Here is a 24,165-nt window from a genome sequence, read left to right on the forward strand (position 1 = left end):
ACTCTTACTAATTATTTTCTATTTCTATTTGGAAATGTTTGTTTCTTTAACTTTTCTTCTTCCTCTTTATCTAACTCATCTTCTATTTCCATACCTAGCAATGTCTCTATTAAATCTTCATGAGATACTATGCCATCAGTACCACCAAATTCATCTAATACTATAGCTAAATGCTTTCTTGATACTGTCATTTTTCTAAGTACCCATTCAGCTTTATTATGTTCATTCACGAATAATGGTTTTGATGAAAATTTTGTGATTGATTCATATTTTTTCTTACTCCATGCTAATAAATACTTAGAATGGAATACGCCTACAATATCATCTATATCTTCATCATATATTGGATACCTTGTATATGGTTCATTCATTACCGTTTCATATGCCTCATCAAATGACGTAGTTTTGGGAAATGCAACGACATTCACTCTAGGTGTCGTATCAACATCTTTGACCTTTAAGTTTTCAAAATCTAGTACACCTTTGAGTCGATTTTGTTCTGTTTCATTGAATGCACCCTCACGTCCTGCAATCATTAACATTGTTCTTATTTCTTCTTTAGAATACTTACTTTGTTCCTTTTGTCCTTTTGACAATAATTTATTAATACTATCTGTAATAGCATTTAATATTTTAGTTATTGGTTTAAGTATAATAACTAAAATATTAATAACTGGATAAACCAATCTTGATATTTTATCTGGAAATGTTGCTGCGATTGATTTAGGAATAACTTCAGATACCAAAATAATGACAACAGTAATTACAGCAGATGCTATACCCACATTGACGCCAATGTTAATTGCCAAAATTGTTACTAATGTAGGTAAAATGATATTTGCAACATTATTACCTATCAATATAGTAGTAATAAATTCAGTTGGTTTATCTAATAGTCGGGATAATCCCTGTGATTTTTTATCTCCATTTTTGGCTTCAGCTTGAAATTTTGTTCTATTTGCTGCAGTTAATGCAGTTTCACTTCCTGAAAAGAAAAATGATAATAAAATTAAAAATATGATAGCTATAATCATGAAGCATGCTCCCCGTTCATAATAATTATATAAATATTGAATTATAAATTTATTCCCCTGAACAAACTTTTGTAAACTATTACAATATGCTGCTTTAATTAATATAATATTCAACTTCTGTGAGTAACCATGAATCATAAAAAGTGGACAATAAATAGAGTTTAGTCAATTTATTATCCACTTCTATTTGCTATTTAATTTCATACTAAATTTAAACAAATCATAAATTAGTAACTAAAAAACACCAAGCTATTATACCTATACGTAAAATAGCTTGATGTTAGTAGAGGAAGTTAGCCGATACTGCCTTCCATTTCGAATTTAATTAATCTATTCATTTCTACCGCATATTCCATTGGTAGTTCTTTAGTGAATGGTTCAATGAATCCCATAACAATCATTTCAGTCGCTTCTTCTTCTGAGATACCACGACTCATTAAGTAGAATAATTGTTCTTCTGAAACTTTAGATACTTTAGCTTCGTGCTCTAATGAAATATTGTCGTTAAATACTTCATTATAAGGGATTGTATCTGAAGTTGATTCATTATCTAAAATTAATGTGTCACATTCAATGTTTGAACGTGCACCTTTAGCTTTACGTCCAAAATGAACAATACCACGATAGATTACTTTACCACCGTTTTTAGAAATAGATTTAGAAACAATTGTTGAAGACGTATTTGGTGCTTTATGAATCATTTTAGCTCCAGCGTCTTGTACTTGTCCTTTACCAGCAAATGCGATAGATAATGTACTACCTTTCGCACCTTCACCTAATAATACACAGTTAGGGTATTTCATAGTTAATTTAGAACCTAAGTTACCATCAACCCATTCCATATTACCATTCTCATGAACAAATGTACGTTTAGTAACTAAGTTATAAACATTGTTTGCCCAGTTTTGAATTGTAGTATAACGGACGTGTGCATCTTTATGGACAATAATTTCAACTACAGCTGAGTGTAATGAACTTGTTGTATAAACTGGTGCAGTACAACCTTCAACGTAGTTTACTGAAGCACCTTCATCAGCAATGATTAAAGTACGTTCGAATTGACCCATATTTTCAGAGTTAATACGGAAGTATGCTTGTAATGGTGTATCTAATTTAACGTTTTTAGGAACATAAATGAATGATCCACCTGACCATACAGCTGAGTTTAATGCCGCAAATTTATTATCTGCAGCTGGAATAACAGAAGCAAAATATTCACGGAATAAATCTTCGTTCTCACGTAATGCACTGTCAGTATCTTTGAAGATAATTCCTTTTTCTTCTAATTCTTTTTCCATATTATGGTAAACAACTTCTGATTCATATTGTGCAGAAACACCTGCTAAATATTTTTGCTCAGCTTCAGGAATACCTAATTTATCAAATGTACGTTTGATTTCTTCAGGTACTTCATCCCATGAACGCTCAGTGTGTTCTGATGGTTTTACATAATAAGTAATATCATCAAAGTTTAATTCTGATAAGTCGCCACCCCATTGAGGCATTGGCATTTTATAGAATAATTTTAAAGCTTTCAGACGGAAATCTAACATCCATTCTGGTTCATCTTTCATTTTAGAAATTTCTCTAACTATATTTTCAGTTAGACCTCGTTCTGATCTGAAAATGGAAACATCTTCGTCGTGGAAACCATATTTATAATCCCCAACATCAGGTGCTTTTTTAGCCATTTCAATCACTCCTTATATATATTTAAACGTCATGCGCGAGATTTTTAATTACAAGTATAAAATTGTCATCATATTATAACAATGATTATCGAAAGTAAAAAGCCAACATCATTGATATCTAGTTATTGTTTACCCGTTATGTCATTAAGAAACATAACTATTAATCTTCTGTTGTCCCTTCTGTCTTACCTTCTTTTTCGACTGTTCCTTTTTCGAGTGCTTTCCAAGCTAAAGTGGCACATTTTATTCTTGCAGGGAATTGAGAAACACCTTGTAATGCTTCAATGTCTCCCATTTCTTCAGTAATTTCGTAATCTTCACCTAGCATCATCTTAGTAAATTCTTGACTCATTTGCATAGCTTCAGCTAACGTATGACCTTTTACTGCTTCAGTCATCATAGAAGCACTAGACATAGAAATTGAACAACCTTCGCCTTCAAATTTAGCATCATTTATAACGCCATCTTCTATATCAAATGTAAGTCGAATACGATCACCACAAGTAGGGTTATTCATATCAACAGTCATCGAGCCATTATCTAATACGCCTTTGTTTCTAGGATTTTTATAATGATCCATAATTACAGATCGATAAAGTTGATCTAAATTATTAAAATTCATATGAGAAAAACTCCTTCGTTTGTTTCAATGCATATACTAATTGGTCGATGTCTTGCTTATTATTATAAATATAAAAACTTGCTCTAGCTGTAGAAGAAACACCTAACCATTTCATTAATGGTTGTGCACAATGATGTCCAGCTCTCACTGCTACACCTTCAGTATCAACTGCTGTTGCTACATCGTGTGGGTGAATGTCTGTTAGATTAAACGTAATGACACCTGCACGTCGATCTTTAGGTGGCCCATAAATATCTAAGCCTTCAATATTAGACATTTGTTCGTAGGCGTATTCTGTTAATTCTTTTTCATGTTGATGAATTGCTTCGAATCCTAATTGTTGAATATAACGAATTGCTTCAGCTAAACCAATTGCTTGTGCAATTAATGGTGTACCAGCTTCAAATTTTGTTGGTAAATCAGCCCAAGTAGCATCATATTTACTTACAAAATCAATCATATCTCCACCAAACTCGACGGGTTCCATATCTTTTAATAAATCACGTTTGCCATATAAAACACCGATACCTGTAGGCCCTAACATTTTATGCCCACTAAAGCTATAAAAGTCAGCGTCAATATCTTGCATATCTAGAGCCATGTGAGGAGCTGCTTGAGCACCATCTACACTAATCACCGCACCATGTTGGTGAGCAATTTCGGCTATGGTTTTTACATCATTGATTGTACCTAGAACGTTAGATACATGGGCAATAGCTACAATTTTAGTTTTGTCGTTAATTGTGGCTTTAATGTCCTCGATATTTAATTCACCTTGTTCTGTCATAGGGATGAATTTTAATGATGCGTTTTTACGTTTAGCTAACTGTTGCCATGGAACAATATTAGCGTGATGTTCCATCTCAGTAACAACAATTTCATCGCCTTCATCGACATTAGCATCACCATAACTATGTGCAACAATATTAATAGAAGCCGTAGTTCCTCTTGTAAAAATGATTTCCTCAAAATATTTAGCATTAATAAAACGTCTAACTGTTTCACGTGCACTTTCATATCCGTCAGTTGCTAATGAACCCAACGTATGAACACCTCTATGAACGTTAGAGTTATAGCGTTTATAGTAATCATCTAACACATTTAAAACTTGTACTGGTGTTTGGCTTGTCGCTGTTGAATCAAGATATGCTAAACGTTTGCCATTAACTTGTTGTTCTAAAATCGGAAAATCTTTGATTATTTCATTAACGTCAAATGAATGTTCGGCCACTTTATTCACGACCCTTCTTTAATTAAAAATCTCTTACTTTAAATCTATTTAGAAACTTTAAGTTCGATAACTTCTCTTAATTGACGTTTTACGTCTTCAATTGGTAATTCTCTTACTACTGGATCTAAGAAACCATGTATAACTAAACGTTCAGCTTCTCTTCTAGAAATACCACGGCTCATTAAATAGTAAAGTTGTTCTGGATCAACACGTCCAACAGATGCTGCGTGACCTGCTTCTACGTCGTCTTCATCGATTAGTAAAATAGGGTTCGCATCTCCACGAGCATTTTCTGATAACATTAATACACGAGACTCTTGGTTAGCAATTGATTTAGTACCACCATGTTTGATATGACCGATACCATTAAATACTGATGATGCATTTTCTTTCATTACACCATGTTTTAAAATATAACCATCTGTTTCTTTACCATATTGAACAATTTTAGAAGTTAAGTTGATTTTTTGATCACCTGTACCGACTACAACTGATTTTAATTCACTTGTAGAACGATCACCTATTAAGTTAGTTGTATTATCAATAATTTGGCTACCTTCGTTCATTAAACCTAATGCCCAATTGATGGCAGCGTCTGCTTCAGTAGTACCTCTTCTAATGATATGTCCAGTGAAACCTTTATCTAAATAATCTACAGAACCATATGTGATATTAGAATTTGCCCCAGCAATTACTTCTGAAACAATATTAATTTGATTTCCTTCACCACTTGCATTAGATAAATAGTTTTCTACATAAGTTACTTCAGCACTTTGTTCAGTGGCAATAATAACATGATTATAAAAACTTGCATTTTCATCGTCATGTAAAACAACATATTGAACTGGATGTTCAACTACGACATTTTTAGGAACGTATACAAATACGCCACCATTCATTAATGCAGTGTGTAATGCTGTAATACGATGTTCATCTACATTTACAGCATCTTTCATATAATATTTTTGTACTAATTCACTATGATTAACAAGTGCTTCTGATAAACCTTCAATGATGACACCATCATTTTTGGCTTGTTCAGAAACTTGTGTGTATGCTAAATCATTATTATGTTGAATAATTAAATTCTCAGTGTTTTCAACATCGATAATTTTTTTAACTGATTCTGGTAATTCTGATAAACTTTGATAAACATTACCTTCTGTGTGATGTTGTTTAAACGTATCAAAGTCCCATTTTCTTAATTTAGTTTTGTCAGGTTTTGGCATTTCTAAAGTTTCTGTTAATTTCAACGCTTCTTTACGTAGTTCAGTCATCCAAGAAGGTTCATTGTGCGCTTTTGAATAATCAACAAGTTGTTCTTCAGAAATGTTCAAAGTTTCAGTTGTCATAACTCTTATCCTCCCACTTGATGAAATAGTATTAATAATTCAATGTTCAGTTTCATCATTTATACGAACATCTCAACGAGCTTTAAATCGATAGATTAATCTCGACTATTCAGTAGCACCAAATTCTTCTTTAACCCATTCATAACCTTCTTCTTCAAGGCGTTTTGCTAATTCTGGTCCACCAGATTTAACAACTTTACCACCATACATAACATGTACTTTGTCAGGTGTGATGTAGTTTAATAAACGTTGATAGTGCGTAATCATTAATGCACCGAAGTCTTCTCCGCGCATTTGATTGATACCTTTAGACACTACTTTTAAAGCGTCAATATCTAAACCTGAGTCAATTTCATCTAAAATAGCAAATTTAGGTTCTAACATCATTAATTGTAAGATTTCATTACGTTTTTTCTCTCCGCCTGAGAAACCTTCATTTAAGTAACGTTGAGCCATGTCTTGATCAATGTCTAAGAAATCCATTTCTTTATCTAATTTTTTGATGAATTGCATTAAGTTAATTTCTTGACCTTCTTCACGTTTTGCATTAATTGCTGAACGCATGAAATCGGCGTTTGTTACACCAGTGATTTCTGAAGGATATTGCATTGCTAGGAATAATCCAGCTTTTGCTCTTTCATCAACTTCAAGTTCTAAAATATTAACACCATCAAGTAACACTTCACCTTTTGTTACTTCATAGCTTGGATGACCCATAATTGCAGATGATAATGTTGATTTACCTGTACCATTTGGTCCCATAATGGCATGAATTTCCCCAGTATTAATTGTTAAATTAACGCCTTTTAAAATTTCTTTATCTTCAATAGACACGTGTAGGTCTTTAATTTCTAATGTTGATGACATTTATATTCCCTCCATAAAATATAAAGTTTTCTTAACTAGTTTATAATAATTTTAATCTATAGTCAAAAAGCCTTTGGAATTTTCAATCTACTATATTATAACGTACTTACAGGTTAATATAAACTTTTTAAACCGATAAATTAGAGTAATTCTTTTAAAAAAATTATTTTTATCTATAGTTTAATGTTATTTCAAATGATAACGAAAACCGTTAATTTCTCAATAGCCATTTTTTAGACAAATAGTAGATTTATTTAACTTTAAATCAATAATTATGATATGATTCACTTTAACCTTACAGGTTAAGAAAGGAGTCATTAATGAAAAACTTCAAATGGATAAATTTGATTAAAGGATTTGGCATGGGTACAAGTGATTTAGTGCCAGGAGTCAGTGGTGGAACGATTGCACTTTTGCTAGGTATTTATGATGGCTTTATCAGTTCAATAAGTGGTTTATTTTCGAAAAGATTTTGGCCTAGCTTTAAATTTTTATTACCTATTGTAATTGGTATGCTATTAGCTATAGGTATTTTAAGTAATTTATTCAACTACCTTTTAAGTGCGCACGAAGTTCCTACTATGTTCTTTTTTACTGGTTTAATTATTGGCATCATTCCCTACCTTCTTAAAGTGTCACATTTCAAAACAACTTTTAAAACGAAACATTATATTGTCGTTTTAATAGGCATCGCATTACTAGTCATCATGACCTTATTAAATAGTGGAGACAAACACGCAGGAGAGACATTATCTTTAAATACTAGTCTTATTATTAAATATTATATTGCAGGTATATGTGCTTCTAGTGCAATGCTTCTTCCAGGTATATCAGGGTCATTTATGTTACTTATTTTCGGAGCATACGGGACGGTTATGTTTGCTATATCAGAACTAGTAAAATTTAATTTCGATGCTTTACCAATACTTTTAATAGTAGGTTTAGGTATATTGTCTGGATTTTTAATTTCTAGTAAACTCATCCAGTATTTATTACATCATCATACAACCGTAACATTCGCATTAATAATTGGATTTGTTGTCGGATCAATTTATGCTGTATTTCCTGGAATACCAACATCATTGGTAACATGGATAATCTCTATACTAACGTTAATTATAGGTTTTATCGTTAGTTACATTCTTGGTCAGATAACTGCTAAAAACGAAGAAAGTATATAGGCAAAAAAGTATTAAAACAAAAAAGACTCTCAAACACATCATGTGTAAGAGAGCCTTAATATTATCTATTTATCTTCTTTATTACCTTTAACTTTATCAATAACGTTGTTAACTGTTTCTTTCACTTTACCAGAAGCTTTATCTTCTTTACCTTCTTTTTCAAGGTTTTCATTGTCAGTAACGTTACCTACAGTTTCTTTTACATTACCTTTTGCTTGTTCGAATTTATCTTCAGCCATTTTGAATTCCTCCTTGAAATATTTATCAATTGTTATGATTATTAAATACCACGACCTATAAAAATTAAACATACTTTTATTTTTTATCAACTTATTATATGAGTATATTAAATATATAGTTATGTTACGCTATTGGCGAGGAGGTATCTGTAGTGTTTTCTATTTTCATTTATGGTATTAGTGCTATTTTAATTTTGATCGCTATTATTTTAATTATTAGAGCCCAACTATCTCGCCACTCCAAAAACAAAAGTACATTCGTACCTTCTATTTTATTATTAATTGCTTCATTAATTCTGCTTATCAATGGCTTAATGCGTTTATAGTAAATAAGAGTTTAGGTCTATCTTTAAATTCTTATTCACACAAAAATCCTCAAGTCAAAGTGACTTGAGGATTTATTATTATGCTAATTATTTTGCTGGTACAACCGCACCATCGTACTCTTTATTAATGTAATCTCTAATTTCTTTAGATTGTAATACTTCCATTAAAGCTTTGATTTTCTTATCGTCTTTATGTCCATCTTTAACTGCAATTAAGTTAGCATATGGATTGTCTTTAGCTTTTTCATATGCGATTGAATCTTTTTTAGGATTTAATTTTTGATCAAGTGCATAGTTTGAATTGATGATAACAGCGTCAGCATCTTGTTTTTGATAAATTTTAGGTAAAAATTCTGCTGATTGTTTGTTATTAAACTTAATATCTTTTTTATTTTCAGTTATGTCACTAAATTTAGCATCTTCAATTTTAACGCCTTTTTTAATTTTGATTAAACCTTCATCTACGAAGAATTTTAAGAAACGTCCTTGTTCTGCTGGGTTGTTAGAAACGTAAACTGTTGCCCCTTTTGGTAAATCTTTTAAGCTTTTATATTTTTTAGAATAAACAGCCATTGGTTCTAACTCAACGTTACCTGCTGATTCAATTTTATAGCCTTTTTCTTTACTTTCAGTTTTAAGGTAAGGCGTGTGTTGGAAGAAGTTGGCATCTAATTCGCCTTTATCTAATAATTTGTTTGGAGTTGTATAATCGTTAATTGTTTTGATATCTAATTTATACCCTTTTTTCTCTAATAATGGTTTAGCTTTTTCTAGAATCTCAGCATGTGGTGCTGGTGAAGCTCCAACTTTAATTGTTTTATCGCTTCCTTTTCCACCACAAGCTGCAAGTGCTACAGTCAACGTTAATAATAATAAAATACCTAAGATTTTCTTCATTGATTTCTCCCCTTTTTTAGCGTTTATCTATTTTATTTGTAATCCAATCACCAATAAATTGAATGATGAATACAATAATTAAAATGAATACTGTTGAAACTAAAATGACATCATTTTGATTTCGAGTAAAACCAGTTAAATAAGCTAAGTTACCTAAACCTCCTGCGCCAATTACACCTGCAATTGCAGTAGATCCTACTAAAGCAATCGCTGTGACAGTAAGTCCAGATACTAATGCTGGCATCGCTTCTGGAAGTAATACCTTTCTAACCACAGTCCAAGTATTTGCCCCCATTGACCAAGCCGCTTCAATAACCCCTTTGTCTATTTCTTTGAAAGCTATTTCTACTAATCTTGCATAGAATGGTGCTGAACCAATTATTAATGCAGGTAATGCACCCGTTGGTCCACTAATAGTTCCTAGTACTACACTTGTAAATGGTATTAATAACAAGATTAAGATGATAAATGGAATTGCTCTAAATAAGTTCACTATGAATGAAACAATTGAATAAAAGACTCTTGCTGTTTTAGATTCGCTCTTAGCTGATAAAAATAGTAATACACCTAAAATTAATCCAAAAATAAATGCGAAAATAGTTGATACTACAGTCATATAAAGTGTTTCAACTATGGCTTGCCAAACATCTGGCCATTGCACATTAGGCATTGTGACCATTTCTTTTAAAATATCACTAAATGAATTATCCATGTCTTAACACCTCCACATTTACATGTTGTTCACCAAGATTAGATTTAAAATCTTCGAAATTTTCAGAACTTATATGCGGTATGTGGACGACTAAGAAACCTAAAGTACCATTTCTTGTGTTTTTGATATCAGCTTCTAAAATATTCAAATCTACATTATGTTTTTTAGTAATATATGAAACAATCGGTTGTGTTGTATTCTCGCCATTGAAGTTCAATCTAACTATGTAAGAATCTTCACTAAGTGGTTCTAAATCATCCAATGATTCTTCAAAATCATCGTTTAAATCATCTTTAACAAAACGTTTAGTAACTTCATGTTGTGGGTTTTCAAACACTTGACTTACTTGACCTTGCTCGATAACACGTCCGTTTTCCATTACTGCAACTTCATCACAAATACGTCGTATTACATGCATTTCATGTGTGATTAAGACGATAGTTAAATTTTGTCGTTCTCGTATTTTTAATAATAAATCAAGTATCTCATCTGTTGTTTGAGGGTCCAATGCACTTGTAGCCTCATCACAAAGTAAAACAGTTGGATTGTTTGCTAATGCTCTAGCGATACCTACTCTTTGCTTTTGACCTCCAGATAATTCAGAAGGATATGCATTTTCTCGGCCTTTTAAACCTACAAGTTCAATAAGTTCGTTAGCCTTCCTTTTTGCTTCGCCTTTTGAAACGCCAGCAATTTCTAAAGGAAATGTGATATTTTTTAGTACGGTTCTTGACCATAATAAATTAAAGTGTTGGAAAATCATGCTCACTTTTTGACGCTTTTTACGTAAATCTGATTTAGTTAATTTACTAATACTGTCGCCATCGATAATAACATCACCTGAGGTTGGAGTTTCTAAATTATTAAACATTCTAATCAATGTACTTTTTCCTGCTCCAGAAAAACCGACAACGCCAAATATCGAACCAGATCCAATATTTAAATCAACGTGATCTACAGCAAGTACGTCTTTGTTTTTCGTATGATATTGTTTAACTAATTGTTTTAACTCAATCACGTTAATGCCTCCTTGTTTAACTTCTAACAATTAAAAAATGCTTTCTCTAAACTTTAAGGTGTTAGAGAAAGCATTGAAAAATATCTTTCTCTCATCTTCTAAAGTTTGACTTTATGTGAATTGGCACCATTTCTATATTAGACGGTTGCCGGGCTTCGTAGGGCACATCCCTCCACCTCTCTCGATAAGAGTGTAAGCATTATTTAATTTGATTTAATCCTACCATCCAGGTAGAAATTCGTCAATCATCATTTTAAATTTTCTAACAAATAAGGAACTGATCTAAAAGCATATATTCTTTTCGATTCTTTATCCTTATTCATTAACATTAATACTGGTACTGACATAATTTGGTGGTCTTCACTAAATTTCGGATGAAAATTCAAATCGATTTTTTTAACTGGAAGATTTAATATTTCATTAGCGATATCCAGCATTCTTTCTGATACTTTACAAGTTCCACAAGTTGGAGTATACCCAAATATCAAATGTTTTTCCTCACCAAAATTTTCAGTTACATCATCTACTTCTATTGTTTTATTCATTTACTAAAACTAACCTTTCAGTTTTTAAATTAGACATGAGGGGCTTTTCTTTTTTACAGTTAAAACCATGTTTAGTAAGTACATTTGCTAAATAATTTTTAGGACAATTAGCTACTTCACGATAGGTTTTATCTACAAATATATGTTCACACTCACTCAAGTATCGCTTAAACCATTTTCTAATACGATCACCTTCATCATCGGAATCGGCTAAAACGAAAACTTGCTTGCCATAAAGTGACTCTATCATATCATCAATTTTATCAATACTCATAGTACCATGCGTACAAATAATGTTAACTGGTTCTGCAATGACTTGTTGTAATCTTTTCTTATCTGATTTACCTTCAACAATAATTACCTTATTCACAATAGTCATAATGATTCACCCTTTGAAAAATCAATAATTAGCTATCACTATATATTTCCACTGTAGTGTTATTTATCAAACATATATCATTAAACTTTAATTTCTCTTAATATTTTCCTTACATAATTAAAACTAACTTTATGTATTACTGTGTTATTAGTTTTTAATTAAGTAACACTTTTACTTTATTTCAAGTTTTAATTTATAGGCATAGATACCAATCATTATTGGGTAGCACTAGTTTTCTCTAGTGCATAAGTGCTTCTAAAATCTAAAGATTTTTCTTTTTTCGGTTCGCACTAGCTTTTGCTAGTGCATAAGTTCCACTAATCTAATTGAAAATTAGAAGTGGATTGCGGATCGCCCTAGCTTTCACTAGTGCATAAGTGCTTCTAAAATCTAAAGATTTAAGAAGCACTAAAAAACTCCTTGATACGAGATCGAGGAGTTCATTGTTATTATTCACCAATCATTTCTGAGTATTGGTCTGCTGATAATAATTCATCAAGTTGACTTTCGTCGCTGATTTCAACTTTAACCATCCATGCTTTTTCGTATGGTGATTCATTTACAAATTCAGGACTGTCTTCTAATTCTTCATTTACTTCTAATACTTTACCATTAATTGGAGCGTATAATTCAGATACAGTTTTTACAGATTCAACACTACCGAAAGTGTCGCCTTCATTTAATTCATCATCAGTTTCAGGTAATTCAACGAATACGATATCGCCTAATTCGTTTTGTGCATATTCAGTAATACCGATTGTTGCAACGTTTCCTTCAACTTTAACCCATTCATGTTCTTTAGAGTATTTAAATTCGTTTGGTACTGCCACGATAAATCCCCTCCTAATTTTTAAGTACATTTTAATGATGCCATACCCACTATTATCAATCAACTATTATATAAAAATTTTAAACCTTTTAAAATTCGGCTTTAAATATGTAATTAATATTTTTTAGTCTTTGATAATTATGAATGTTCACTTTCTATAAACTTCAAAAAAGTGTTACAACCAAGTGTTTTTATATTCTTCTTCTTTAAAACCTAATGTGATTTTATTTCCAGATATAGCTAATGGACGTTTAACTAACATACCGTCTGATGAAAGTAATTCAAAACGTTCATCATCTGTTAGGTCGTCTAATTTATTTTTTAAATCTAATTCACGGTATTTAGCACCATGTGTATTAAATAATTTTTTAGTATCAACACCTGTTTTTTCAACAATTTCTTTAAACTCGTTTTTTGTAGGTGTATGTTGAACGATATCGATTGGTTCATAACTAACACCATACTCATCTAAGAATTTTGTTGCTTTTTTACAAGTAGTACAATTTGCATATTGATAAAATTTAATCATAGAGTTTTGCCTCCTTTGTCTCTTATCACAAATATATCATGTTATTTTATAAAACGCTCTACTTTTTAAGCTTATTTTTTTATTTAAGAAATTTCATCCGTTATAATAAATTTACTAATTAAATGAAAAGGGGCTTTTGTAATGGAAAGTATTAATACTACAGAACAATTTAATAACACAGTTCAAAATGACAAACCTGTCATCGTTAAATTCGAAGCTGGTTGGTGTCCAGATTGTAAAGCTATGGATATGTGGATTGACCCAATCGTCGAAAAATATAAAGATTATGATTGGTATACAGTTAACCGTGATGAATTAGAAGACGTTACTGCTGAAAATGACGTAATGGGAATTCCAAGTATTTTAGTATTTAAAAATGGTGATAAATTAGCACATTTACATTCAGCTAATGCTAAATCACCAGAACAAGTTGAATCATTTTTAGACGAAACATTTAGCAAATAATATTAAAAGGTCGAGATACAAGTAAAGAAATTTGAGTACCATTCAATGGCTTATTTCTTATTTGTTACCTCGACCTTATTTAATATCTTTCATTTTGTGATTAATTATTTAGTATTCTGAGATAAGATGTCTATTCTTACGTTTGGCTTTTGTCATTGGCTCTTCTAAATCAGTTAAATATAAGAAACCTGCTAAAATTTCATCATCTTCAATGTTTAAAGCTTTTCGTATTTTAGGTTCAAAAATATATGCTGGAGATTTCCAACATGAACCTATACCTGCTTCATATAATAACAACATTAAATTTTGCGCGAATGCGCCAAATGCAAAGTAATTTTCTCTATTTTGACGTTGTCTTGGATCAGCTTTTAAAACTAATACTAACATGCCACCTAGTTTAGTAACTTTATCATAATGATCTGCTCGCTTTTCAGGACTATCTGGAAAAGCAAATCGTGTAATATCTTCGCTCATATTTCCTAATCTATCTTTAGCAACATGGACAACTCTCCATGGTTCTCTCATGCCATGGTTAGGAGCATCTGTAGCTTTTTCAATAGCTTCATATAAAGCTTTATCATCAATTGTCATATCGTGCTTAAACTTTTTAACACTTCTTCTATTCGAGATTGCTTCTTGTAGTTCCAATCCTATCGCTCCCTTTATTATTCGTTGATAATCTTTATCAATTATAAGACACAATCTACTATTGTTCAAACCTTCTAATCATTTCTCATAAAAGTCAATTTGCTTTTTTAATTCTTCGACATGAATTTGACCAGATGCTTGGGGTTCACCTAAACATCCATAAGATACTACACCACCAAAAACACCTTGTGCCGTGCGACTAATGACCCCTATTTTAGACATCGAAATTCCAATCACTTTTTGATTTAATGAATTAGCTGATTCATTCATTGCTTCTAATAAATGCAATACATCTTTTATATCATGGGGCATAACTGCTAGCTTTATATAATTCGAGTTAAATTGACTCATTTTATAATAAGTGAATTTCATTTCTTCAAACGTAGGTGTTTCATCAAAATTGTGATGTGATAATACTACTTCTAATCCTTTTTGTTGAGCTAAATTGATTAAATTTAAATAATCATCTTTATTCTTTTGCTCATCCCATTCAATATCTAACATATTATATCCGTCTGTATTAATTAGATGTTCTATCACATTCAGATATTCGGATTCATTCACATTACGTTTACCACCTTGAGAAGCAGATCGAAATGTAATTAAAATTTTAAAATCAAACGTTAACTGATTTAATTCTTCAATGACTTGATTGAGCCTATCTAATTTATCCCACTGATCTACTCTAAGCTCTATAATATCAATACTATCTTGATAGAACTCTATGTCTTTAAATAAATCATCTGCTATCGTGTTTTCAGGTGCAATCGTAACAGCTATATTTACATTTGACATACTATCCCTCTTTCCTGTCTCTTTTTGAACTATATACGTGTATATTTTCTTTTATTTTAAACTAAAATATACATTACTACCAATCGCCTTTATTGAATCAATAGCCAAAAAATTATTATGAATGATTGAACTAAAAATTTACGGGTACACTTTATATATATGATTAATTAGGAGGTAATAATTATGGCAGTTCAATATGAAACTAAAGCGACAAACGTAGGTGGACGTAAAGGACACGTTCAAACTGACGATAAAGCAATCAATGTAGATGTATTACCACCACAACAAGCGGACGGAAATGCTACTAATCCTGAACAATTATTCGCAGCAGGATATGCTTCATGTTTTAATGGTGCATTTGATTTAATTTTAAAACAAAACAAAGTTAGAGATGCTGAACCAGAAGTAACTTTAACAGTACGTCTTGAAGATGATCCAGACGCTGAAAGTCCAAAATTAAGCGTAGATATCGATGCTAAAGTGAAAAATGTATTATCTCAAGAAGACGCTGAAAAATATTTACAAGATGCACATGACTTCTGTCCATACTCTAAAGCAACTAGAGGAAACATTGATGTTAAATTAAATGTTGAAGTTGTTGACTAAGTTATAAATACAATATTATATATTTATATGACCCATTCTCTATTGAATGGGTCTCTTTTTTTGTTCACATAATTACCTCATATTTCCGACCTTTAAAATCGAGTTTCTGTTATAATGTATATGAAGAGTTATTATATACATACAATTAAATATATATTTTAACTATTTTTTCAAAAACGTTTTTGCTTATTATTAAATAATCATTGATTATTTTTATTAAATATTTTAATATGTATTTACCCAGCAACGACACACAATTAATGATTTGAATTAGGAGGTCACTATGAACAACATCCGTTTATTAACTCTAGATGATTTAGAAATTTACAAATCACTATTATCAGGGGAACATCATACTTATTCGTGGGATCGTTATTATTTAGACCACGTTTCTGATGACATTTTGACAAAACTTTTATCTTCCGAATTCCCTTTCATCAATGTATATGGTGCCTTTGAAAATGACGTTCTAGTAGCTACTGCAACCTTAAGTCAAATGAGACAAGTAGGTAAACAACATAAAGCTGTCATCAACAATAACTTTGTTAAAGATAATGATGAAGTGATAAATCGTGAATTAATCAATTATATTATTGAAATTGCTAGCCAGAAAGATTTAGAAACCATTCTCACTTCTGTCACTTCAAATAATATTAGTGCAAAAGTATTCTTCACTTCTCTAGGTTTTGAAAATCTAGGTTTCGAGAAAAATGCTACTAAAATCGGTGAAGATTATTTTGATGAACATTGGTTAACTTATAATTTAAAAAATTAAGTTATTATCATATTTAAGTTAGAAAAAAATGGATTAAGATTACATCCAAAATAATTTTATATATTTCATTAACATCTGACCTCTAATTCAATTTAACGATAAAGCTAATATAATGATAAAAGCTCAACCTTGTATTTATAGCAAGGTTGAGCTTTCTTTTACATAGGGTCAATTAATTCTATGAAAGTAAATTTCCCTTTGTCGTAACTAAATTTTAGTATATTACAATTTCCAATATTAAATGTACTACCCTCTTCATAGCCTAAGCAGTATCTAATAAATAAACCAATTGTACTTCCATGGCTTACAGCTAGTGTTGTATGACGACTATAATTTTCCATAATATCAGTTAATGTTTCTACCATTCTATTTTCTACATCTTCACGTGATTCTCCCCCAAAAGGTACAACATAATCACCGTAAAGCGTTTTAGGTTGTTTAATTTGTTTAAGTAATTCAATACTTTCGCCTTCAAACAAACCAAAACGCCACTCTTTTAATCCTTTTGAGCGAATATATCTATTTTGATGGTTTGGTACTGCATTTTCTAGAGTATCACACGCTCTTTCTTGAGAAGAAGAAAACAAACTATCAAATTCAATTTGATTATGTTCAAAATATCGAGCTGCAGCTTTTGCTTGTTCTACACCTAATAATGTTAAAGGCGAATCACTAGGGCCCTGAATTTTGCCTTTTAAATTAAAAACTGTTTGTCCGTGTCTCATTAAATATAAAGTTTTTGCCATATTTCCACCTCTATTACTTATATAAAGCTCATAACTAACATTAAATCATTAGACATAGTAATAGTAAATCAACAAATCAATGAAAAATAATATAAACAGATGATTAATATATTGTCTTAGTGGGTATAACTTAACACTAAGTTTACATTTGTTAAAGGAGTGTTAATCAATATGGAATCTCATGATCACAGTTATGTGAATCCGAATAATGTAACACTTGAATGGGAATGCTTTGTTGTAAGTAAAAGCGATATGTTATTAGATGGCGTACCAAATGAGTTAATCAATACTTGGTTAGACAAAGATATTATAAAGCCATTTAGTGTTAAAAATAATGATATTAATTTTAGAACAAAAGATGTATGGTATGCGTTGAATCAACAAAATTGGTACTAACTAAGTTAGTTGATATAAACTAATGGCTCTATTGGCACTTTCAATGAGTTGAGAATCATCATAATTCGATAAAACATAAGTACGAATTACAAACTTATTCTTTTCATTTTTTGGGAATTTATGATCTTTATTGATGTAATTAGCTAAATTTCCAAACGGTGTATCGTCATTTATAAAACCTATTATAAAATCATAAAATGTCATCACAATATTCCCCTTATATTTTATCTTTATTTAAGTTGTAATTAATCTTATCAGAAAACTCGAGATTGTAAATGTGCAAAGTGTAAATTTTGCACATTTTTATTGTATTTTTTTAAATTTATTCACAATTTTATTTACTTATTCAAAAAAATGGGATGTTCGCTTAAAATGTCGTTTCTTTTTATTCACAATTTATAGCTATATACTTCTATTTAATTATTTACCAAGTGATAATAAATGATATGATATACATAAGGATTTTTTTACTAAAGAAGCATTTTCCAGAGGTGAATCACCTATGAAATTATATTTTCTACACGTAATTAATATTTTATTAACGATATTGTTTGTAATTTTTAATATCGTCATTACAAATAACACCAACCTAGATGACACCTTATGGTTAGTGCCCGGATTAATAGTATGTGGTTTGATTATTATTATAAGCTTATTTATAGCTATTTCTAATAAGGATTTATTAAGTGAAATTCTCTTTTTTATTAATATCATTCTTACCCTATATTACATTTATCCAATTTTTTACGATTTTCTTTAAAAGATGGGAGGTTAAAAAATGAGCTTACATTTCACTATTCTTTTTTGGTTATCAATTATATTTTTAATTGCAGGTACAATCGTTCTTGTTACTATGCTTAAAACTAAAAAAGAATCTAAAAAAGAATCTTATCTTGGCTTCACAATTGTATTCTTTATATTTGGTTTAGCCATGTTAATTTATACATTAATATTCGGTTTGTAACACATCACAAATACGTTCAGTTGCTTTAGTAGCTGAACGTTTTATTTTAATACTTATATTTATGCTTCTTACATTATTTAAAGGAGTTTTTGATAATTGCGTAAAATTTTATTATACATATTAATAACTATTATGTTCTTTATGATAAGTACTTGTATATTCCCTCCCAACCATTTAAACGCAGAGTCACAGGAACATACATATTCAGCATCTAATAAAGATTTCCAATTACAACCTGGAGATATCATTATTACGAAAGGACCAGTTTTATATGGTTTTTTTGGTCATTCTAGTATTGCCATTGATCATAATACTGTTTTACAAATTGAAGGACCTGGTGATAAACCAATCACAGAATCATTTGAATCATTCAAATCACGATTTGGAGAAGGCCAAGATGACTGGATTAAAATTTATCGCTGCGTAAAACCAGGAGCTGGTAAAAAGGCCGCACAGTGGACAAAAGAAAACTATGAAAATACAGACAATAGATATTTAGTGACTTTAAACTTAAAAAGTAAACGATTTACATACTGTACTAAAATTATCTACCAAGCATATAAGGAAGGCGTAAGCAAAAATGCTATAAGCGACCATGGATTATATATTATTTCACCTTATGCATTGAAAGATAATTTCACAAATGAATACCGTTTAAAACTTGTCAAAACTTATTAAACGCCCTACTTCATATAAGTCATATTTATTATGAATAGTAAGGCGTTTTTTAAATTTAATTATACTTCTTTAAAATAATTGATGTACTGATCGTTCTTATCTAATAGATCAAGGTAACTAATCGCATTAAACGGAATGATTCTTGTGCTATTTTTCATAGGATAAATAATAACTTCGTGTTCATAATCAACATGGATATCACTTTCTAAAATAATACGTTTATTCCCATAAATTACCCCTACTGCTTTAAAACCATCGTCATTTAAATATTTTCTTAATAATTCTTTATCCATATCATCACATCCCTTTAATTACATTTTACCAAAGTAATATTAAGGAATTGTTAATTTGTAATATTTAAAGTGATTTTCTACTTTTTTATTTATACTCACCTTTTCAATCTAACCAAAACTTTTCATTTATTACTTATAATATTTTAAATTAATATACTAAATAAAAGGAAAATGCTTGTTGATAGTATTAATAAATTGATATGATTTATAGATAAAAAACACCTTTTAGGAGAATATATGAAAAAGCATGCAAGTCTGTATACAAAATTATATTATTTTTCAATTCTATTAATTGTTATTGCCATCATCATTGTGGCTTTAATTTTTTATAATACAAGAAAAAATATGAACCAATCAAATGACCGATATAATAATTTTCAAGAACTTAAAACAAATACTAAAGAAAATAAAGATTGGCGTGTTATTACAAAAAATCGCAATCACCATGATATTTTAGTAACAGCAATTCATGGCGGAGGTATTGAACCTGGTACGACTGAACTTGCTCGTCGTATTTCAAATATTGGAAAATATGATTTTTACACTTTTGAAGGTTTACGCTCTAAAAATAATGACCAACTTCACATTACATCTACCAATTACGACGAACCTAAGTTACGTAATATGCTTAAAACAACGAAAAAAACTATATCAATTCATGGTTTTTCAGGTGATGATCCTATTGTCTTTGTCGGAGGTAAAGATAAAAAAATGTCAAAATCAATTGCTAAATCGCTACGTCGAAAAGGCTTTTCCGTTAAAGAAAGCCCAACAGAAATTGATGCTAAATCATCAAAAAACTTTGTTAATGATAACGAAAGCGACTCAGGGGTGCAGTTGGAACTAACTACGCGATTGAGAAAACAATTTTTTAAAGGACGCCAATTTAATCAAAAAATCCGCTCAAATCCAGATAATTATACGAAAATGTTCTATAAATTTGCTAAAGCTGTACAAGAAGGTGTGAAAAATACTCAAAAGTCATAGTTTTGTCAGTAATTACTCTAATAAATTGTTTTGCAATTTAAAAATAAAGGGTAATACATATGTAATGTGAATTAGGGAGGAAAGTAAGATGGACGAATTAACTAAAGAACAAAAATATACCGTTGCTAAATTTTACAAATTATATATGGAAAGATCTAACGAAGGTCAATCAGAACAAGAAGCGAATGATTTCAAAGATTCTGTTACTACACAAGATGACTATTTTTGTGATCGTGAGTACGATGACTTTTTAGAAAATTTGAAAGTACTGATTAATAATGATTATATTAACGGTGATATTGAAGATGACAAAGTTAATCATATTAAATTAACTACTAAAGCATTTACAGAAATTGAAAAAAGCTTTGGTTAGAAATGATGAGCAATACCTTAAAACATTCCCCTTATATAGGAATGAATGTATTTAGCGCTTGGGAGGATTATTAATTATGGAAGATTGGAAAATCAATAATCATTCAAATCGTCACTTTGCTATACAACGTAATGCTAATGAAATTTCAATAGTTGAACCACAAAACAATGGAAGTTTTAAAATACTAAGTGAACTAGACATTCAAAATAATAAGTCAGAGGTATACGATGATGATTTATATATTTCATTTGATGCAAATAATAAAGAATTAAATATCTTTGATAGATTATAACTTTTCAAAACCTTATGCTACTAGAGATTGTCATTTAAAATACTTGATATAGCGGATTATAAAGTATTTCAGCATTAAATGTTTTAAACTACTATATTTTTCATAACCAAAATTCTTGTTTATTTATTTTTCTTTCAACTATAAAAATAATTTAACTTAAACTTTAATTTTCATTTGCTAATTATCAATATAATAAAGTGGTAAAAAACTTAACTTTGTGGTACTCTGAATTTGTTAAACTTTGTGAGTGTTTAACATTACTTCTTGTTAGCGTCAACTTAACTTTAATTTTCGTCATTATTAAAGTTAATGTTGGCGCTTTTTTAATATCCCCCTCTTTTTACTTTTAACTACTTTTCTTTTTAAATTACTTTTACTTATTAATATTAATAAAAATATTCACAATTTTTAAAAAGAAATAGATGTAAAATAACATTTATATGTAGTAAACTTAAGATAATGACATATCTTAGGAGAGATAGAATGAAAAAAGTATTTTGGTTGATCTTATCTAGCTTTTTAGTTTTAGGTGCTTGTAGTCATAGTAGTGACGATTCAAAACAAAATGACAGTAAATCAACGCAAAAAGATTCTAAGAGTAATGACAATAAAACTGTCAAAAAAGTAAAAAATAGTGCTAAAAAGAAAGACAATCCTAAGTCACAAGATGACAAAGGAAATAAAGAACGTGTTGACGGCGACAAAGCCAATAAGTAATAAATAATGATTAACAGCTTAGATGTTTCTTACATTTAAGCTGTTTTTTCAAACGGTTAAGCAATATTCAACAAAATTTCGCTCAATTATATTAAACTCTATTTAATATCAAATTTACAAACTGATAGATAGACAATTGATATTTTGCGTTAACCATGTTGCAACATCTTTTTGATAACATTTTTATTTTTTATATACATATCAAATGAAAGGATGTGTGAAACATGAAAAACACAAAATTTAATGAAGAAGAATTAGAAACAATCAAACAATTTTATAATTCAAGAAGACGTTCTGTTTGTTGTTCAAACCCAAAACTAACATTCTTAGAAGATATCGTTCATATTCCAACAGCTGGAAATGAAACAAACGATCTTGAAGGTTTTGCTACTGTTTGTGAGAACTGTGGTCAAACTAAAGTGTTTAATTTAAATGTAATGCAAAACGCAAAATTTTAGTATCAATGTCTATTAGACAGTATTAATTTTTGATAGATTTATGTTTTATATACTATATATTATATTGATATTGCACTTACGGATTCATATTGAATCTGTAAGTGCTTTTTTTATGTATAAAATATTTAGAAATCTATTCCTTATCTATCTCATTTATCAAAATAAACTAAATTTAAGCATAAAAAAAAGCAACCATTAAGGTTGCTTTGAAAATGTTATTACATTTTTACGACATTAGCTGCTTGTTCTCCACGATCACCTTCAACGATGTCGAATTCAACTTTTTGTCCTTCTTCTAATGATTTGTATCCTTCTTCAGCGATTGCTGAGAAATGTACGAATACGTCGCTTCCATCTTCTCTTTCGATGAAACCAAAACCTTTTTCTGAATTAAACCATTTAACTGTACCGTTATTCATATCGAATACCTCCGCGTGCTTTTGCACATAATATTTGTAACAAATCCATAAATCAAAGGGAGAATATTCTTAATAATAACTCGCAATTAACTTCACGTACTTGATTACTTAAATACTACTATACGCTATATTTGAGAAAAGTAAACCCTTTTAGCCAAATTCTTTCAAATTTATTATAATTAACAAAATAAAATTTTCAACTTTTATTGAAATCACCTTTAAAATATCTATTAAATGTAATTATCATAAAAATATACATTATAAATATAGATTAATTGTCTTGAATCCTATACCAATTCATAGCATTTTTATAAAATATCTTTTCACATTCTGTCTCATCAAAATGTTGTTCTATTATTTTAATATCGTCTTTAGTAAATCTTTGAGGCGCTCTTGCAGATGGTAAGTCAGTACCAAACATCAAAGCATTAGGATTTAGTTGATATATTTCTTTCAATGTTTTTGCAATATCTAAATTGCCTCTACTAAACCCTGTAGCTTTAACTCGAACATTTCTATCTACTAATTCTAATAAACCAGATAATCCTTCTTGCGATAAACCTAAATGATCAATAGATACTGCAGGTAATTTTTTAATTGTAGTTGAGATTTCAGGTAAATTTTTCGAATCTATATATAATTCAGTATGCCATCCAACTACTTCATATACTCTTTTAGCCAAATATTCTAGTTTAGATAAATCTTCAGAACCACCACGTTTTACATTGAACCTTAAACCTCTGACACCGCAGTTATTCAACCTAATTAATTCATCATCTTTTACAGTATAAGGAAGTTGTGTAACACCTACAAACTTACCATCTAATTTGTCTAGAGCATCAATTAAATAGTTTTGATCATATCCTTGAAATGATCCGGACACAATGGCACCACCTAATACATCTAATTCTTTTACTTCTTTTTGATAATCCTCAATACCGTATGATGGTGGTAAGTAACCATTATTTTCTTTTATTTCAAAATCATAGTTGATAATATGCAAATGCGAATCAAACATTTTCATATCAATGTCCCCTTTGTTTAATGATTATTGTTATAAATATTTTCAAATTCATTTTAACTTTTTCTAATGTTAATACC

General features: G+C 30.0%; 35 protein-coding genes and 1 riboswitch. Of the genes, 14 read left to right on the forward strand and 21 right to left on the reverse strand.

What is annotated here, in order from left to right; all coding sequences use genetic code 11:
• Window positions 1–11: 11 nt before the first annotated feature.
• From NSQ15_RS09205 to sufC, 6 genes are all read right to left on the reverse strand, one after another.
• Window positions 12–1,034, reverse strand: coding sequence for a hemolysin family protein (locus NSQ15_RS09205; RefSeq protein ID WP_017637465.1), 1,023 nt, complete (start codon window positions 1,032–1,034; stop codon window positions 12–14).
• Between the two features lie 293 nt (window positions 1,035–1,327).
• A complete protein-coding gene (gene sufB, locus NSQ15_RS09210; protein ID WP_017637466.1) occupies window positions 1,328–2,725 on the reverse strand; it encodes a Fe-S cluster assembly protein SufB in 1,398 nt (465 codons plus the stop codon).
• 160 nt (window positions 2,726–2,885) lie between these two features.
• Entirely contained in the window at window positions 2,886–3,347 is a 462-nt protein-coding gene (gene sufU / locus NSQ15_RS09215) for a Fe-S cluster assembly sulfur transfer protein SufU (RefSeq protein WP_017637467.1), read from the reverse strand.
• Window positions 3,337–4,587 carry a cysteine desulfurase gene (locus NSQ15_RS09220; protein ID WP_176745282.1) on the reverse strand — a complete coding sequence of 417 codons (1,251 nt, stop codon included), beginning with the start codon at window positions 4,585–4,587 and terminating at the stop codon, window positions 3,337–3,339. The genes sufU and NSQ15_RS09220 overlap by 11 nt, the downstream gene beginning before the upstream one ends.
• A 35-nt stretch (window positions 4,588–4,622) precedes the next feature.
• On the reverse strand, window positions 4,623–5,930 hold the full coding sequence (sufD, locus tag NSQ15_RS09225; protein WP_017637469.1) for a Fe-S cluster assembly protein SufD: 1,308 nt from the start codon (window positions 5,928–5,930) through the stop codon (window positions 4,623–4,625).
• A 105-nt stretch (window positions 5,931–6,035) separates the two neighbouring features.
• Window positions 6,036–6,797 (reverse strand): Fe-S cluster assembly ATPase SufC, encoded by a 762-nt coding sequence (gene sufC / locus NSQ15_RS09230; RefSeq protein WP_017637470.1) that lies wholly within the window; start codon window positions 6,795–6,797, stop codon window positions 6,036–6,038.
• Between the two features lie 320 nt (window positions 6,798–7,117).
• On the opposite strand from sufC, the gene NSQ15_RS09235 reads away from it, so the two are divergent.
• Window positions 7,118–7,978 carry a DUF368 domain-containing protein gene (locus NSQ15_RS09235; protein WP_070452374.1) on the forward strand — a complete coding sequence of 287 codons (861 nt, stop codon included), beginning with the start codon at window positions 7,118–7,120 and terminating at the stop codon, window positions 7,976–7,978.
• 65 nt (window positions 7,979–8,043) lie between these two features.
• Here NSQ15_RS09235 and NSQ15_RS09240 read toward each other — a convergent pair whose 3' ends face one another.
• Window positions 8,044–8,217, reverse strand: a complete 174-nt coding sequence (locus NSQ15_RS09240) for a CsbD family protein (protein WP_017637472.1) — start codon at window positions 8,215–8,217, stop codon at window positions 8,044–8,046.
• Window positions 8,218–8,369: 152 nt separating this feature from the next.
• On the opposite strand from NSQ15_RS09240, the gene NSQ15_RS09245 reads away from it, so the two are divergent.
• The gene (locus tag NSQ15_RS09245; protein ID WP_156156324.1) at window positions 8,370–8,543 is read left to right on the forward strand and encodes a hypothetical protein; all 174 of its coding nucleotides are present in this window, start codon (window positions 8,370–8,372) and stop codon (window positions 8,541–8,543) included.
• An 87-nt stretch (window positions 8,544–8,630) separates the two neighbouring features.
• On the opposite strand, the gene NSQ15_RS09250 is transcribed toward NSQ15_RS09245, so the two are convergent.
• From NSQ15_RS09250 to NSQ15_RS09280, 7 genes are all read right to left on the reverse strand, one after another.
• A complete protein-coding gene (locus NSQ15_RS09250) occupies window positions 8,631–9,440 on the reverse strand; it encodes a MetQ/NlpA family ABC transporter substrate-binding protein (protein WP_029055610.1) in 810 nt (269 codons plus the stop codon).
• A gap of 16 nt (window positions 9,441–9,456) precedes the next feature.
• The gene (locus NSQ15_RS09255; protein WP_029055611.1) at window positions 9,457–10,152 is read right to left on the reverse strand and encodes a methionine ABC transporter permease; all 696 of its coding nucleotides are present in this window, start codon (window positions 10,150–10,152) and stop codon (window positions 9,457–9,459) included.
• Entirely contained in the window at window positions 10,145–11,170 is a 1,026-nt protein-coding gene (locus NSQ15_RS09260; protein ID WP_340747118.1) for a methionine ABC transporter ATP-binding protein, read from the reverse strand. The genes NSQ15_RS09255 and NSQ15_RS09260 overlap by 8 nt, the downstream gene beginning before the upstream one ends.
• 88 nt (window positions 11,171–11,258) lie before the next feature.
• Window positions 11,259–11,361: riboswitch (SAM riboswitch) on the reverse strand.
• A gap of 57 nt (window positions 11,362–11,418) precedes the next feature.
• A complete protein-coding gene (locus NSQ15_RS09265; protein ID WP_046466487.1) occupies window positions 11,419–11,715 on the reverse strand; it encodes a thioredoxin family protein in 297 nt (98 codons plus the stop codon).
• Window positions 11,708–12,094 (reverse strand): toprim domain-containing protein, encoded by a 387-nt coding sequence (locus NSQ15_RS09270; RefSeq protein WP_340747119.1) that lies wholly within the window; start codon window positions 12,092–12,094, stop codon window positions 11,708–11,710. Before NSQ15_RS09270 ends, NSQ15_RS09265 begins: the two co-directional genes overlap by 8 nt.
• 449 nt (window positions 12,095–12,543) lie before the next feature.
• A complete protein-coding gene (gene gcvH / locus NSQ15_RS09275) occupies window positions 12,544–12,924 on the reverse strand; it encodes a glycine cleavage system protein GcvH (RefSeq protein WP_017637479.1) in 381 nt (126 codons plus the stop codon).
• 174 nt (window positions 12,925–13,098) lie between these two features.
• Window positions 13,099–13,452, reverse strand: a complete 354-nt coding sequence (locus NSQ15_RS09280; RefSeq protein WP_070452383.1) for an arsenate reductase family protein — start codon at window positions 13,450–13,452, stop codon at window positions 13,099–13,101.
• Window positions 13,453–13,593: 141 nt separating this feature from the next.
• Between NSQ15_RS09280 and NSQ15_RS09285 the strand changes: the two genes are divergently transcribed.
• Window positions 13,594–13,917, forward strand: coding sequence for a thioredoxin family protein (locus tag NSQ15_RS09285; protein ID WP_017637481.1), 324 nt, complete (start codon window positions 13,594–13,596; stop codon window positions 13,915–13,917).
• A 108-nt stretch (window positions 13,918–14,025) separates the two neighbouring features.
• Here the strand turns inward: NSQ15_RS09285 and NSQ15_RS09290 are convergent, their stop codons facing one another.
• Both NSQ15_RS09290 and aroD read right to left on the reverse strand, forming a co-directional pair.
• Entirely contained in the window at window positions 14,026–14,565 is a 540-nt protein-coding gene (locus NSQ15_RS09290; RefSeq protein ID WP_017637482.1) for a nitroreductase family protein, read from the reverse strand.
• 78 nt (window positions 14,566–14,643) lie between these two features.
• On the reverse strand, window positions 14,644–15,360 hold the full coding sequence (aroD, locus tag NSQ15_RS09295) for a type I 3-dehydroquinate dehydratase (protein WP_340747120.1): 717 nt from the start codon (window positions 15,358–15,360) through the stop codon (window positions 14,644–14,646).
• A gap of 183 nt (window positions 15,361–15,543) precedes the next feature.
• On the opposite strand from aroD, the gene NSQ15_RS09300 reads away from it, so the two are divergent.
• Together NSQ15_RS09300 and NSQ15_RS09305 are read left to right on the forward strand one after the other, a co-directional pair.
• Window positions 15,544–15,966, forward strand: coding sequence for an organic hydroperoxide resistance protein (locus tag NSQ15_RS09300; RefSeq protein ID WP_017637484.1), 423 nt, complete (start codon window positions 15,544–15,546; stop codon window positions 15,964–15,966).
• 283 nt (window positions 15,967–16,249) lie between these two features.
• Window positions 16,250–16,741 carry a GNAT family N-acetyltransferase gene (locus NSQ15_RS09305; protein WP_017637485.1) on the forward strand — a complete coding sequence of 164 codons (492 nt, stop codon included), beginning with the start codon at window positions 16,250–16,252 and terminating at the stop codon, window positions 16,739–16,741.
• A gap of 158 nt (window positions 16,742–16,899) precedes the next feature.
• Here NSQ15_RS09305 and NSQ15_RS09310 read toward each other — a convergent pair whose 3' ends face one another.
• Window positions 16,900–17,487 (reverse strand): histidine phosphatase family protein, encoded by a 588-nt coding sequence (locus NSQ15_RS09310; protein ID WP_340747121.1) that lies wholly within the window; start codon window positions 17,485–17,487, stop codon window positions 16,900–16,902.
• A 171-nt stretch (window positions 17,488–17,658) separates the two neighbouring features.
• Between NSQ15_RS09310 and NSQ15_RS09315 the strand changes: the two genes are divergently transcribed.
• Complete coding sequence (locus NSQ15_RS09315; protein WP_017637487.1) at window positions 17,659–17,883, forward strand: hypothetical protein; 225 nt, start codon at window positions 17,659–17,661, stop codon at window positions 17,881–17,883.
• Here NSQ15_RS09315 and NSQ15_RS09320 read toward each other — a convergent pair whose 3' ends face one another.
• Entirely contained in the window at window positions 17,884–18,087 is a 204-nt protein-coding gene (locus NSQ15_RS09320) for a sterile alpha motif-like domain-containing protein (RefSeq protein WP_029055617.1), read from the reverse strand.
• A gap of 298 nt (window positions 18,088–18,385) precedes the next feature.
• Between NSQ15_RS09320 and tsaA the strand changes: the two genes are divergently transcribed.
• From tsaA to lnsA, 3 genes are all read left to right on the forward strand, one after another.
• Window positions 18,386–18,643: a type II toxin-antitoxin system antitoxin TsaA gene (tsaA, locus tag NSQ15_RS09325; protein WP_072291797.1), complete on the forward strand. Its 258-nt coding sequence runs from the start codon at window positions 18,386–18,388 to the stop codon at window positions 18,641–18,643.
• An 18-nt stretch (window positions 18,644–18,661) separates the two neighbouring features.
• A complete protein-coding gene (gene tsaT, locus NSQ15_RS09330) occupies window positions 18,662–18,847 on the forward strand; it encodes a type II toxin-antitoxin system toxin TsaT (RefSeq protein WP_029055618.1) in 186 nt (61 codons plus the stop codon).
• Between the two features lie 105 nt (window positions 18,848–18,952).
• Window positions 18,953–19,525, forward strand: a complete 573-nt coding sequence (gene lnsA / locus NSQ15_RS09335) for a lipoprotein N-acylation protein LnsA (protein WP_371106438.1) — start codon at window positions 18,953–18,955, stop codon at window positions 19,523–19,525.
• A gap of 59 nt (window positions 19,526–19,584) precedes the next feature.
• Here lnsA and NSQ15_RS09340 read toward each other — a convergent pair whose 3' ends face one another.
• Window positions 19,585–19,818 (reverse strand): hypothetical protein, encoded by a 234-nt coding sequence (locus tag NSQ15_RS09340; RefSeq protein ID WP_070452389.1) that lies wholly within the window; start codon window positions 19,816–19,818, stop codon window positions 19,585–19,587.
• Window positions 19,819–20,055: 237 nt separating this feature from the next.
• On the opposite strand from NSQ15_RS09340, the gene NSQ15_RS09345 reads away from it, so the two are divergent.
• The 5 genes from NSQ15_RS09345 to NSQ15_RS09365 all read left to right on the forward strand — a co-directional run bounded on the left by NSQ15_RS09345 (window position 20,056) and on the right by NSQ15_RS09365 (window position 22,645).
• The gene (locus NSQ15_RS09345; RefSeq protein WP_217193799.1) at window positions 20,056–20,805 is read left to right on the forward strand and encodes a poly-gamma-glutamate hydrolase family protein; all 750 of its coding nucleotides are present in this window, start codon (window positions 20,056–20,058) and stop codon (window positions 20,803–20,805) included.
• Window positions 20,806–20,893: 88 nt separating this feature from the next.
• On the forward strand, window positions 20,894–21,178 hold the full coding sequence (locus NSQ15_RS09350) for a hypothetical protein (RefSeq protein WP_029056556.1): 285 nt from the start codon (window positions 20,894–20,896) through the stop codon (window positions 21,176–21,178).
• Between the two features lie 76 nt (window positions 21,179–21,254).
• On the forward strand, window positions 21,255–21,470 hold the full coding sequence (locus tag NSQ15_RS09355; protein ID WP_124760755.1) for a hypothetical protein: 216 nt from the start codon (window positions 21,255–21,257) through the stop codon (window positions 21,468–21,470).
• A 483-nt stretch (window positions 21,471–21,953) separates the two neighbouring features.
• A complete protein-coding gene (locus tag NSQ15_RS09360) occupies window positions 21,954–22,187 on the forward strand; it encodes a hypothetical protein (protein ID WP_017637830.1) in 234 nt (77 codons plus the stop codon).
• A gap of 224 nt (window positions 22,188–22,411) precedes the next feature.
• Window positions 22,412–22,645: a hypothetical protein gene (locus tag NSQ15_RS09365; RefSeq protein WP_029056555.1), complete on the forward strand. Its 234-nt coding sequence runs from the start codon at window positions 22,412–22,414 to the stop codon at window positions 22,643–22,645.
• Between the two features lie 218 nt (window positions 22,646–22,863).
• Here NSQ15_RS09365 and NSQ15_RS09370 read toward each other — a convergent pair whose 3' ends face one another.
• Together NSQ15_RS09370 and NSQ15_RS09375 are read right to left on the reverse strand one after the other, a co-directional pair.
• Window positions 22,864–23,064: a cold-shock protein gene (locus NSQ15_RS09370; protein ID WP_002450876.1), complete on the reverse strand. Its 201-nt coding sequence runs from the start codon at window positions 23,062–23,064 to the stop codon at window positions 22,864–22,866.
• Between the two features lie 271 nt (window positions 23,065–23,335).
• On the reverse strand, window positions 23,336–24,088 hold the full coding sequence (locus NSQ15_RS09375) for an amidohydrolase family protein (RefSeq protein WP_217193797.1): 753 nt from the start codon (window positions 24,086–24,088) through the stop codon (window positions 23,336–23,338).
• Window positions 24,089–24,165 lie beyond the last annotated feature (77 nt).

Source organism: Staphylococcus sp. FSL W8-0774 (genome assembly GCF_038006785.1).
In the GTDB taxonomy this organism is placed as follows: domain Bacteria; phylum Bacillota; class Bacilli; order Staphylococcales; family Staphylococcaceae; genus Staphylococcus; species Staphylococcus pasteuri.